The 12,314-nt window shown below is 67.4% G+C and carries 8 protein-coding genes; 7 read left to right on the top strand and 1 reads right to left on the bottom strand.

What is annotated here, in order from left to right; genetic code table 11:
• Positions 1-66: 66 nt before the first annotated feature.
• From ACTG4X_RS30645 to ACTG4X_RS30620, 6 genes are all read left to right on the top strand, one after another.
• A complete protein-coding gene (locus tag ACTG4X_RS30645; protein WP_007838397.1) occupies positions 67-237 on the top strand; it encodes a rubredoxin in 171 nt (56 codons plus the stop codon).
• An 84-nt stretch (positions 238-321) separates the two neighbouring features.
• Positions 322-720: a response regulator gene (locus ACTG4X_RS30640; protein WP_021012487.1), complete on the top strand. Its 399-nt coding sequence runs from the start codon at positions 322-324 to the stop codon at positions 718-720.
• A complete protein-coding gene (locus ACTG4X_RS30635) occupies positions 720-1,085 on the top strand; it encodes a response regulator (protein WP_093056632.1) in 366 nt (121 codons plus the stop codon). Before ACTG4X_RS30640 ends, ACTG4X_RS30635 begins: the two co-directional genes overlap by 1 nt.
• A 19-nt stretch (positions 1,086-1,104) precedes the next feature.
• Positions 1,105-1,638 (top strand): chemotaxis protein CheW, encoded by a 534-nt coding sequence (locus tag ACTG4X_RS30630; RefSeq protein ID WP_093056631.1) that lies wholly within the window; start codon positions 1,105-1,107, stop codon positions 1,636-1,638.
• A 42-nt stretch (positions 1,639-1,680) separates the two neighbouring features.
• Complete coding sequence (locus tag ACTG4X_RS30625; protein ID WP_440532744.1) at positions 1,681-3,993, top strand: methyl-accepting chemotaxis protein; 2,313 nt, start codon at positions 1,681-1,683, stop codon at positions 3,991-3,993.
• 34 nt (positions 3,994-4,027) lie between these two features.
• Positions 4,028-10,156 (top strand): Hpt domain-containing protein, encoded by a 6,129-nt coding sequence (locus ACTG4X_RS30620; protein WP_440532743.1) that lies wholly within the window; start codon positions 4,028-4,030, stop codon positions 10,154-10,156.
• Between the two features lie 54 nt (positions 10,157-10,210).
• On the opposite strand, the gene ACTG4X_RS30615 is transcribed toward ACTG4X_RS30620, so the two are convergent.
• Entirely contained in the window at positions 10,211-11,710 is a 1,500-nt protein-coding gene (locus ACTG4X_RS30615; protein ID WP_440532742.1) for a cryptochrome/photolyase family protein, read from the bottom strand.
• On the opposite strand from ACTG4X_RS30615, the gene ACTG4X_RS30610 reads away from it, so the two are divergent.
• Entirely contained in the window at positions 11,711-12,310 is a 600-nt protein-coding gene (locus ACTG4X_RS30610) for a YqgE/AlgH family protein (RefSeq protein ID WP_093056627.1), read from the top strand.
• Positions 12,311-12,314: the final 4 nt, after the last annotated feature.

Genomic DNA, 12,314 nt, shown 5'->3' with positions numbered 1-12,314 from the left:
CCGTCTGCCAGTGAGATACGCATAGATACACTCGTTGCATTTAATGAACAAGGACTTTAAGCTCCGATGAATACGAAAACTTGGATGTGCCTGATTTGTGGGTGGATCTATGACGAAGCGGTTGGTGTACCGGAAGACGGCATCGCGGCAGGCACGGCCTGGGCCGATGTGCCGATGAACTGGACCTGTCCTGAGTGCGGTGCGCGCAAGGAAGACTTCGAAATGGTTGAAATCTGAAAGCATGGCATAGATAGAGCTACGCGGTCTGCGTCGATGTTCGGCGCGGCGGGCTTCCAAGTCTCATGAGCAGGAGCGTTTGCAATGGGCCCGAATGGATCAGGTTACAAGGTGCTTGTCATCGACGACAGCAATACCATCCGGCGCAGTGCCGAGATTTTTCTGAAGCAGGGTGGGCACGAGGTTCTTCTTGCGGAGGACGGCTTCGACGCGCTCTCCAAGGTTAACGACCACAAGCCGCATCTGATTTTCTGCGACATCCTGATGCCGCGACTCGACGGCTACCAGACCTGCGCCATCATCAAGCGCAACGCCCATTTTTCCAACGTTCCGGTCGTCATGCTGTCTTCGAAAGACGGTGTATTCGACAAGGCCCGCGGCCGTATGGTCGGATCGCAAGACTACCTGACCAAGCCTTTCACCAAAGACCAGCTGCTGCAGGCCGTGCAGCAGTTTGGCATCGTTCAACAGGAAGTGCAGTAATGCCTATTCGCAAAATCCTCGTCGTCGACGACTCCAAGACGGAACTGGTGTTCCTGACCGACCTCCTCCAGAAGAACGGCTTTGCCGTCAAGACGGCTGAAAACGCCGACGACGCCATGCGCCGCCTGGAAGAAGACCACCCCGACCTGATCCTCATGGACGTCGTGATGCCCGGCCAGAACGGCTTCCAGCTCACGCGCGCCATTGCCCGCGACCCGAAGTACGCGGCGATCCCGATCATCCTGTGCACCAGCAAGAACCAGGAAACCGACCGCGTCTGGGGCATGCGCCAGGGCGCACGCGACTACATCGTGAAGCCGGTCAACGCAGCCGACCTGATGTCCAAGATCAGCGCGCTGAACTGAGCGAAAGCCTGCCGAGTCCATGGCGAATCGCGATGCTCTGAGAGCCTTCCAGTCCCGGCTGGCGAGCCGCCTGCAGGCCGCTCGCACGACGGGCGTGGCTGCCACGTGGCTGGCGGTCGAGGCGGGCGAGGGCAAATACCTCTTTCCGCTGGGACACGCCGGCGAAATCTTTCCCTGGACGCCGCCACAGCCCGTGCCCTACACGGAGCCGTGGTTCCTCGGCGTTGCCAACCTGCGCGGCGGCCTCTATGGCGTCGTGCAGCTGTCGGCATTCGCCTCCGGCGTCCCGGTCGCGCTGGCCGCCACCGAGGCGGCGCGCATCCAGTCGCGGCTCGTTGCTTTCAACGAGCTGCTCGAAGTCAACTGCGCATTGCTGGTCGATCGACTGGCGGGGTTGCGGGGGGCGGAGGCCTTCACGGCGTCCGAGCCTCCTGGCGCAGAAGCACCTGCCTGGCATGGGCATCTGTTTACCGATGCAGCGGGGGAGCGCTGGCAGGAAGTCAACCTGCAAGCGCTTTCGCAGCAACCCCAGTTTTTGAGTATTGGTGCGTAGTGCTCCCGCACGCCGTACCGGAAACCACCTGAAGGACCGACCGTGAGCTCGATCGCCGACAAGTTCAAGAAATTACTGCCCGTGAACAACGGGAACGACAAGGCCCGCGTCGATGGCTCCGGTTCCACGATATCGCTTGACGATGTCGATACCGTCCAGGTTCCGGACGAGAAAACCGTGCGCCTCGCCAGGAAGGGTGCCGCGACCACGGACACCAGCTTCGGCGAGCTCGACCTGCCGGGCGGCGGCGACGCCGCCAACGAGCCGGGCGCCACGGTTGCCGAAGCGGCGCCCGACACCACCGGCGGCCGCGCGGGCTCCAACCCGGCGAGGCAGCAGCGGATCCTGGCCATCCTGCTGGCCGTCGTGGTGCTGTTGCTGCTGCTGGTTGCCGGCTCCGCCATTCTTCGCGCGGAACGCCTGGCGCAGCAGGTGGCGGCCACCGGCCAGTCGCTGATGCAGTCGCAGCGTCTTGCCAAGTCGATCTCGCAGGCCCTTGTCGGCAGCGCCTCGGCGTTCGTCGAAGTGAAGGACAGCGCCGACGACCTCTCGCGCCGCGTGCAGGGCCTGACCAACGGCGACGACTCGTTGCGCCTGGAGCGCGTGGGCAACCAGTACGACGAGGAGATGAACAAGATCAATCCTCTCGTCACCCGCGCCGACGCCAGCGCCAAGGCCGTGCTGGCCCAGCGCCAGATCCTGACGCAGGTGGGTGCCGCTCTGCGCGACATCAACCAGCAGTCGTCCACGCTGCTCGAAATGACGGAAACCGTCGCGTCGCTGAAGATGCAGCAGAACGCCACGCTGCCTGAAATCTCGGCCGCCGGCCAGCTCGTGATGCTGACGCAGCGCATCGGCAAGTCGACCAACGAGTTCTTCACGGTCGAGGGCGTGAACCCCGACGCCGTGTTCCTGCTGGGCAAGGACCTGAACACCTTCCAGGAAACCACCCGCGGCCTGCTGGACGGCAACGCGCAGCAGCGCTTCCCCGGCTCGAAAGACCCGCAGACCCGCCAGCAGCTCGAAGCCATCCTGAAGACCTACGAGCAGATGCGCACACAGGCTTCGGCCATTCTGGGCAACCTGCAGGGTCTGGTGGCGGCGCGCGAAGCGCAGGCTTCCATCCTGACCGACAGCGAGCCGCTGCGTAAGTCGCTCGGCGACCTGCAGGAAAAGCTCTCCGCACGCACCGGCCTGGGCGCCGGCACCATCGTGCTGCTGTTCGTGCTGTCGCTGGCCGCCCTGGCACTCGCTGGCGCCATCGGCTTCGTGCAGGTGCGCGAAGGCCGTGAACGTGCCGCCGTCGCCGAACGCGAACGTCTGGCTGCCGAACAGGCTTCCGACGAAGCCGGCCGCGTGAACAACGCCAACCAGGCCGCCATTCTTCGGCTGATGAACGAACTGCAGACAGTGGCCGAAGGCGACCTGACGCAGGAAGCAACCGTGACCGAGGACATCACCGGCGCCATCGCCGACTCGGTGAACTACACGGTGGAAGAACTGCGACTGCTGGTGGGCAACGTGCAGAACACGGCTACCCGCGTGGCGCAGACGACGTCGCAGGTGGAAAGCACCTCGACCGAGCTGCTGGCCGCCTCGACCGAGCAGCTGCGCGAAATTCGCGAAACCGGCCAGTCGGTGCTGACCATGGCCGAGCGAATCAACGGTGTGTCTACCCAGGCGCAAGAGTCCGCCACGGTGGCGCGCCAGTCGCTGCAGGCTGCATCCTCGGGTCTGCAGGCCGTGCAGAACGCCATCGGCGGTATGAACTCCATCCGCGACCAGATCCAGGAAACCTCCAAGCGGATCAAGCGCCTGGGCGAATCCTCGCAGGAGATTGGCGAAATCACGGAGCTGATCTCGGACATTACCGAACAGACGAACGTGCTGGCCCTGAACGCCGCCATCCAGGCCGCATCGGCCGGTGAAGCCGGACGAGGCTTCTCGGTGGTGGCGGAAGAAGTTCAGCGACTGGCCGAACGCTCCGCAGACGCCACGCGCCAGATCTCGGCGCTGGTGAAGGCGATTCAGACCGACACGCAGGATGCCGTGGGCGCCATGGAGCGCTCCACGCAGGGTGTGGTTGAAGGGGCCAAGCTGTCCGACAACGCGGGTACCGCGCTGTCCGAGATCGACCGCGTGTCGCGCCGACTCGCTGAGCTGATTGAGCAGATTTCGCAATCCGCCTCCCGCGAAGCCGATTCGGCCAACGTGGTGGCCGCGAACATCCAGCACATTTTTGCCGTGACGGAACAGACCGGAGAAGGTACGCGCACCACCGCCCAGCAGGTGCGCGAACTGTCGCAGATGGCCGAAGAACTGCGTCGTTCGGTGGCTCGTTTCAAGATTGCCTGACCCACAAGATAGATAAGAACGGCGAGCACCCAACGTGTCGATTCAAACCCCTGCCACGGCCCCCCTCGCCGGCAACGTGCCGGCCACCGAAGACCTCGGGCCGCTGGCCTGGGTGCTGGGAGAAATCCAGAAATCCCTCGACGGTGTAGGTAAGTCGCTGCGGCGCTTCGTGCGCGACGTGGACGCCGCAGCCGAGCCTGAGGCCGGCCCGCTGCAGATGGCCCGCCAGCAACTGCACCAGGCCGTTGGCGCGCTCCAGATGGTGGGGCATTCCTCGCCCGCGCTGGTGCTCGGCGCCATCGAGTTCGCGGTGCAGGGCTTCATCGCCGAACCGCAGCGCTGCACCGATGCCGCGGTGGTCAAGATCGAGCGTGCCGGCTTCGCCGTCACCGATTTCCTCAACGCCCTGCTGGCCGGCAAGCCCGTGTCGTCGGTGGCGCTGTTCCCCCAGTACCGCGACGTGCTGGAGCTCGTCGGCAACGAGCGCGTTCACCCGGCCGACCTGTGGAGCACCGTCTGGCGCTGGGTCGAGGTCAAGCCCGCGCTGACGCAGGCCGCCATCGCCTATGACCCGGCCGTGCGCTCGAAGCTCGACCGCGAAGTGCTGCAACTGGTCAAGACCGGCGACGTGCAGGCCGCCCGGCGGTTGCATGCGCTGTGCCTGGGGCTCGGCCGCGGTGCACTGCTGCCCCGCGTCGCCAGCTTCTGGACCCTGGCCGCCGGCTTCTTCGAAGCCCTGGCCACCGGGCTGATCACGCCCGATTCCTACGTCAAGCGCGCCGCCTCGCGCGTGCTGCTGCAGTACGCCACGCTCGCGCGCGGCGACAGCCTCGTGTCCGACCGTCTCGGACAAGACCTGCTGTTCTTCTGCGCGCAGGCCGTGCCCACCGCCAGCGACGACGCCGCCACGCTGCGCACCGTGCGCAGCGCCTGGGGCATCGCCGGCGAACAGCGCATCGACTACACCGTTGAGCAGTTCGGCCGCTTCGATCCGCTGGTGCTGCAACAAGCGCGCAAGCGTATCGAGACCGCCAAGGAAATGTGGTCGGGCCTCTCGGGCGGCGACATCACCCGCACGCGCCAGGTGGCCGACACCTTCGCGCAGCTCGGCGAATCGCTGCAGAAGCTGCACCCGCCGAGCCTGCCGATGGTGCAGGCGCTGACCCATGCGGTCGAAGCCTCCGTGCGCTCCGGCCAGGCCCCGGGCACCGAACTCGCGATGGAAGTCGCCACCTCGGTGCTCTACCTGGAAGCCGCGCTCGAAGACCTCGACCCGAGCGATCCGCAGCTCACCTCGCGCACCCTGCAGCTGGCGGGCCGCATCGAACGCGTGCGCGCGGGCGGCCATTCCGAGCCGCTCGAGCCGTGGATGGAAGACCTCTACCGCCGTGTGAGCGACCGCCAGACCATGGGCACCGTGGTCGACGAGCTGCGCAGCCACCTGAGCGAACTCGAGAAATCGCTCGACCAGTATTTCCGCCGCCCGGCCGAAAAGGGTCTGCTGCGCACCGTGCCGACGCAGCTCCTGCAGATGCGCGGTGTGTTCTCCGTGCTCGGCCTCGACCAGGCCGCGCTCACCGTTCAGCGCATGCGCGACGACGTCGAGGCGATGCTCGTCAGCACCTCGCCGGCCGAAGAAATGGCCGGCTTCGACGCGTTGGGCAACAACCTCGGCGCGCTCGGTTTCCTGATCGACATGCTGGGCTACCAGCCCGCGCTGGCCAAGCGCCTGTTCGTGTTCGACGCTGAAGCCGGCGAACTCAAGCCGCTGATGGGCCGCCAGGCCACCGACAGCACTGCTGCCGACGGCGCCGCCCCGAGCCCGGCTCCGGTCGCCCAGGCCGTGCTCAGCATCGAGGAAGTCGACGCACAGATCGCCTCGAAGCTCGCCGCGCTCGCCACGCCCAACCGCAAGGCCAAGGTTTCGCCGATCGAGGAGTTCAGCAGCAAGGCCGACAGCTGGACGAACAAGATCTCCGGTCCGTCCGCACTGCCCGACACCGAAGTCACCGAGCTCGAAGAAGACGACCTGCAGAACATCTTCCTCGACGAGGCCCGCGAGGTGGTGCAGAACGGCCTGGCCGCCATCGCCGAACTCGCCAGCTACCCGGACGACACCGAAGAACTCACGATCCTGCGTCGTGCCTTCCACACGCTCAAGGGCAGCTCGCGCATGGTCGGCCTCACCGACTTCGGCGACGCCGCCTGGTCGCTCGAACAGGTGCTCAACACCTGGCTGGCCGACCAGCGCGCCGCCACGCCGGAACTGCTGTCGGCCACCGAACGCACGATGAAGGACTTCAGCCAGTGGGTCGAGGCCATTGCCTCGGGCTCCGCACACGGCTGGCAGTCGGCACCGTTCAGCCGCGTGGCCAACGCGCTGCTGGCCGGCGAGCCCGTGCCCCCGCCGGTGCGCGTGGCCGATGCGGAGGCCCTGGCGGTCGCCGCGCGCCACATCGCGGCCGAAGCGCCTCATTCCGCGCCAGCGCCGCTCGAAGTTGCGGCGCCGGTGGCGGCGCAGCTGCCGCCCCTGCAATTGCCCGATTTGCCGGACCTGTCGCTGACCTCGGAAGCTCCCGCACCAACACCGGCTGCGGCACCCGAGGTGCCGTTCGAAACCGTGGCATGGCAGGAGCCCGAGAAGGCTGCCACGCCCGAGCCCGACGACGATTTCGCATCGACCGACTTCATCGATTTCGAAGCGAAGCAGACCACCGAGCCTGCAGCGCTGGAAGCCTTGCCGAGCGGCGAGGAGTTCGATTTCCTGGCGCCCCCCGCGAAGACGCCTGCCGCCGCCGAGCCGGAGCCGGCAGAGCCCGCTCCAGTCATCGAATCGATCGAGGCCACCGTGCCGACCACGGCCGGCCTGCCCGACCTGGACTGGGAGCCCGAGCCGCTGCCCGTGCAGGCTGCTGCCGTTGTTGCAGCCGAGCCCGAAGTCATCGAAGCCGCGGCGCTGCCGCTGCACGAAGAAGAGCCTGAAGAACCGGTCGCCGCACCCGAGCCGCAACCGGTGGCTGAAGCAGAGCCGGAGCCCGAGCCCGAACTGCCCGCCCCGGCGGTTGCCGAAGAGGTGCTCGTGCCCATCTTCGAAGCACCCCCGGTGCCCGAAGAACCGCAGATCCTCGTTGCCGACAAAGAAACAGAAGCAGAAGCGCCCGAACCTGTCGTGGCCGCTGCGCCAGCTGCGCAGCAGGAAAGCGCCGAAGACCAGGTCAAGGTCATCGGCCCGCTGCGCATCGGCATCCAGCTCTACAACGTCTACCTCAACGAGGCCGACGAATGGTCGCGCCAGCTCGCCACCGACGTCGGCGAATGGGCGCTCGAATCGCACGAACGCCTGCCCGACTCGACCGTCGCGCTGGCCCACTCGCTGGCCGGCAGCTCGGCCACGGTCGGCTTCCACAGCCTGTCGGGCATGGCCCGCCTGTTCGAAGCCGCGCTGCAGCATCTGCAGATGCAGGGCAGCGGCACGCGTGAGCAGGGCATGGTGCTGGTGGCCGCGGCCGACGAGCTGCGTCGCCTGCTGCACCAGTTCGCCGTCGGCTTCCTGCGTGATCCGGCCGAAGGCACGCTGCAGGCGCTGCGCGACATCGCCAATTCGCCGATGCCGACCGAAGTTGCCATGCGCGCCGAAGTCCGGCCGCTGCAGCAGGTGGTGGTCAGCGATTCCGTCGCCGACGTGGCGCTGGACGATTCCGAAGACGCCATCGACCTGGCCGACGCGGTCGACGTCGACCTGTTCCCGATCTTCGAGGAAGAGGCGGCCGAACTGCTGCCCCAGCTCGGCGAGGCGCTGCGCCAGTGGGCGCATCACCCCGACGACAGCGCGCCGCGCGCCTCGGTGCTGCGCACGCTGCACACGCTCAAGGGCAGCGCACGGCTGGCCGGCGCCATGCGCCTTGGCGAGCGCGCGCACCGCATGGAGTCCGAGATCGAAGTCCTGGGCTCCCAGGGCGCGGAACGGGCCGACATCGAAAAGCTGCTGACGCGCCTCGACGCCCTGCAGGCCACCTTCGACGCACTGCGCGCGGCCGACGATGCCACGCAGGTCGAGCTGGCCCAGATCGTGGCCGCGGCCACCGCGACCGCATCCGCCGCCCAGCTGCTGCAGGTGGCGCCCGAAGCCGGCGTGCCGGCGAACGACGAAACCGCCACCCCCGTGGCGAGCCTGGAAGACGAAGAATCCGTCGCTGCCGCACCGGCCGCACCCACGACGCTGCAACCGCGCCCTGCGCCCGCACTGCTCACGCCCCTGCGTGCCGCAACGGGCCAGGCCGTACGCATCCGCACCCAGCTGCTCGACCGCCTGGTCGCGCAGACCGGCGAGGTCATCATCACGCGTTCGCGCCTGGAGGCCGAGCTGGGCCAGCTGCGCGGCTCGCTGTCCGACCTCACGGGCAACCTGGACCGCCTGCGCCAGCAGCTGCGCGACATCGAAGTGCAGGCCGAAAGCCAGATGCAGTCCCGCCTGGCGCAAGCCAAGGACTCGCAACAGGGCTTCGACCCGCTGGAGTTCGACCGCTTCACCCGCGTGCAGGAACTCACGCGCATGATGGCCGAGTCGGTGAACGACGTGGCCACCGTGCAGCGCACGCTGCAAAAGACGGTGCAGGCGACGGAAGACGACCTCAGCGTGCAGGCGCGCCAGACGCGCGAACTGCAGCGCGGCCTGCTGCGCACGCGCATGGTGGAATTCGAAGGCATCTCCGACCGCCTCTACCGCGTGGTGCGCCAGGCCTCGAAGGACACCGGCAAGCAGGTGCGCCTGGACATCGTCGGCGGCTCTATCGAAATGGACCGCGGCGTGCTGGACCGCATGACGCCCGCCTTCGAGCACTTGCTGCGCAACTGCGTGGCCCACGGCATCGAGGATTCGGCCGTGCGCGAAAAGGCCGGCAAGGACGCCAGCGGCCTGATCGTCATCGACCTGCACCATGAAGGCAACGACGTCTCGGTGAGCTTCCGCGACGACGGCGCCGGCCTCGACAACAAGCGCATCGCCGAGCGCGCCCGCGCTCTCGGCCTGCTCGGCCACGACCAGGAACTGTCGGCCGAAGAAGCCACCGAGCTGATCTTCAAGCCCGGCTTCTCGACGGCGGGCCAGGTCTCCGAACTGGCCGGCCGCGGCATCGGCATGGACGTGGTGCGCGCGCAGATCGCGGCGCTCGGCGGCCGCATCGAAACGCACAGCAACCCGGGCCAGGGCACCACCTTCAAGCTGGTGCTGCCGCTGACCACCGCCGTGACGCACGTGGTGATGCTGCGCGCGGGCGAGGTGTCGATCGGCGTGCCGTCGAACCTGGTGGAACTGGTGCAGCGCGTGGGCGGAACCGACCTCGAGGCCGCCTACCTGCACAACAGCCATCCCTTCGGCCATGAACAGGTGCCGTTCTACTGGGCCGGCGCGCTGCTGCAGGCCTCGACCCGCAGCGAGCATGCGGGCGCCAAGAACAACACGATCGTGGTCGTGCGAAGCGCCGCGCAGCGCGTGGCCCTGCACGTGGACGAAGTGCTGGGCAACCAGGAAGTCGTGGTCAAGAACCTCGGCCCGCAGCTCGCGCGGCTGCCCGGCCTGGCCGGCATCTCGGTGCTGGCTTCGGGCGCGGTGGCGCTGATCTACAACCCGGTGGCGCTGGCCGCGGTGCACGGCGAACAGGCGCGGGAGCGCCAGGCCGCCGCGCTGGTGGCGCCGGCGCATGCCGCATCGGCCATGGCCGGGCAGGGCGCGCCGCAGGAGCCGTTGCCGGTGCTGGCCCCGGTGGCACCGCAGATTCCGCTGGTGCTGGTGGTGGACGACTCCATCACCGTGCGCCGCGTCACGCAGCGTCTGCTGCAGCGCGAAGGCTATCGCGTGTCGCTCGCGGCCGACGGCCTGCAGGCGCTCGAACGGCTGCAGCAGGAGCGCCCGGCGGTGGTGCTGTCGGACATCGAGATGCCGCGCATGGACGGCTTCGACCTGGCCCGCAACATCCGCGCCGACGCCGCATTGGCCGAGCTGCCGATCATCATGATCACCTCGCGCATCGCCGAGAAGCACCGCGACTACGCGCGCACGCTGGGCGTGAACCACTACCTCGGCAAGCCGTACTCGGAAGAGGAACTGCTGCGCCTGGTGCGTGCGTACACGAGCGAGTCGACGACGCTGGCTGCCGCCGCCTGACGCGCGGTTTTCAGGCAGCGATAAAGAAAAGGGCCTTCGGGCCCTTTTCTTTATCTATTTCTGCAGCGCCTTCGCCCGAGCCACGCCGTAGCGCTGCAGCGTCTTCTCGCGCGCTTCGGCGTGGTCCACCACCGGCTTCGGGTACGTCTCGCCGAGCTTGATGCCCGCCGCCTCCAGCTCCACCGGCGACGCCATCCACGGCGCATGGATCGCCGCATTCGACAGCCCCGCCAGCTGCGGCAGGTAGCGGCGGATGAACTTGCCCTCGGGGTCGAAGCGCTCGCTCTGCGTCACCGGATTGAAGATGCGGAAGTAGGGCTGCGCGTCGCAGCCGCTCGAACTGGCCCATTGCCAGCCGCCGTTGTTCGACGCCAGCTCGAAGTCGTTCAGGTGCAGCGCGAAGTAGGCCTCGCCGCGCCGCCAGTCCAGCCCCAGGTCTTTGCACAGGAAGCTCGCCACCACCATGCGCAGGCGGTTGTGCATGTAGCCGCTCTGGTTGATCTGCAGCATGGCCGCGTCCACCAGTGGGTAGCCGGTGCGGCCCTGGCACCAGGCGTCGAACAGCTGGTCGGCGTGCTTGCCGTGGTGCCAGGTGATCTTGTCGTACTCGGGCCGGAAGCTCTTCGACTCGCCGCCCCGGTGCACGTGCGGAAAGTGAACCAGTATCTGGAAGTAGAACTCGCGCCAGATCAGCTCGCTCAGCCAGGTCGCCGCCCCGGCGTTGCCCTGCAGCGAGAGCTGGTGCGCCAGGCTGGCCATCTGCCGGATCGACACCGTGCCGAAACGCAGGTGCACGCCCATGTAGCTGGGCCCCCGCACCGCCGGAAAGTCGCGCGCCTCGTGGTAGCGGTCGATGCGCTCGAAGAAATCCTCGAACAGCAGGCCCGCGCCGCGCGTGCCCGTGGGAATTTCCAGCGCCGAGAGGTTGCTCTTCTCGAAGCCGATCTCCCGCAGCGTCGGCACCGGCTCCCCGTAGGCCTGTGGCGAGGGCGCCAGCGCGTCGGCGTGGCTGCGCACCGGGTACGACTTGAGGAAGAACGCATCGACTTTCGCCAGCCAGGCCCGCTTGTAGGGCGTGAACACCGTGTAGGGCTGGTCGGTCTTGGTCATGACCTCGTCGCGGTCGAAGACGGTGGAGTCCTTGTAGGTGTGGAAGGCCACGCCGGCATTGGCCAGCGCGCCGAACACCTTGGCGTCGCGCTCCAGCGCGTCGGGTTCGTCGTCGCGGTTGGCAAATACCGCCTGCACGCCGAGCTCGCGCGCCAGCGCCGGAATTTCCTGCACCGCCGCGGCATGCCGCACGATCAGCCCGCCGCCCAGCGCGCGCAGCTCGGCCTCGAGCTCCACCAGCGATTCGCGGATGAATTCGACCCGGCGGTCGACCGTGGGCAGGGCGTCGAGGATGGCCTTGTCGAACACGAAAACGCAGACCACCTGGCGGCAGGCCCGCAGCGCGCGATACAGGGCCGCGTTGTCGTCCACCCGGAGATCCCGGCGGAACCACATGAGCCCTTTGGGATAGGTCTTGTCAACGGCCAGTAAAATCGGAGGCATATGGCCGCCGATTCTGCCCCGATGAACCTTACGCATCACTTTTTGATAGCGATGCCCGGGATGGAAGACAAAACTTTCAACCGCAGCGTCGTGTACCTCTGCGAACACAGCGAGCGCGGTGCGCTCGGCCTGGTAATCAACAAACCCAGCGACATCAACCTGAGGGTGCTGTTCGAGAAGATCGAGCTCCATCTGGCCCGCCCCGAGCTGGGCGAAGCCCCCGTCTTCCAAGGCGGCCCGGTGCAGACCGAACGCGGCTTCGTGCTGCACGAGCCGGTCTTCACCCAGGCCGAGAAGCCCGAGGAATCGGTCTACGCCTCGACCATGACCATCCCCGGCGGGCTCGAAATGACCACCTCCAAGGACGTGCTGGAGGCCCTGGCCACCGGCGCGGGCCCGCGCAAGGTGCTGGTTTCGCTGGGCTATGCGGCCTGGGGCGAAGGCCAGCTCGAGTCCGAACTGGCCGAGAACAGCTGGCTTACCGTGGGCGCCGACCCGGCCGTGATCTTCGACACCCCGATCGAGCAGCGCTACGACAGGGCGCTGCTGCTGCTGGGCCTCGAGGCGTGGAAATTGTCGCCGGACGCCGGACACGCATGAGCGC

This window comes from Variovorax sp. YR566, from assembly GCF_051992195.1.
Taxonomy (GTDB): Bacteria; Pseudomonadota; Gammaproteobacteria; order Burkholderiales; family Burkholderiaceae_C; genus Variovorax.
The sequence above is the reverse complement of the archived record's forward strand: the minus strand, read 5'-3'. Positions and strand labels throughout refer to the sequence as shown.

Excerpts from the sequence above, each read along its gene's own strand:
- ACTG4X_RS30645 (WP_007838397.1), top strand. The coding sequence starts at position 67 with ATGAATACGAAAACTTGGATGTGCCTGATTTGTGGGTGGATCTATGAC.
- ACTG4X_RS30640 (WP_021012487.1), top strand. The coding sequence starts at position 322 with ATGGGCCCGAATGGATCAGGTTACAAGGTGCTTGTCATCGACGACAGC.
- ACTG4X_RS30635 (WP_093056632.1), top strand. The coding sequence starts at position 720 with ATGCCTATTCGCAAAATCCTCGTCGTCGACGACTCCAAGACGGAACTG.
- ACTG4X_RS30630 (WP_093056631.1), top strand. The coding sequence starts at position 1,105 with ATGGCGAATCGCGATGCTCTGAGAGCCTTCCAGTCCCGGCTGGCGAGC.
- ACTG4X_RS30615 (WP_440532742.1), bottom strand. The coding sequence starts at position 11,710 with ATGCCTCCGATTTTACTGGCCGTTGACAAGACCTATCCCAAAGGGCTC.
- ACTG4X_RS30610 (WP_093056627.1), top strand. The coding sequence starts at position 11,711 with ATGGCCGCCGATTCTGCCCCGATGAACCTTACGCATCACTTTTTGATA.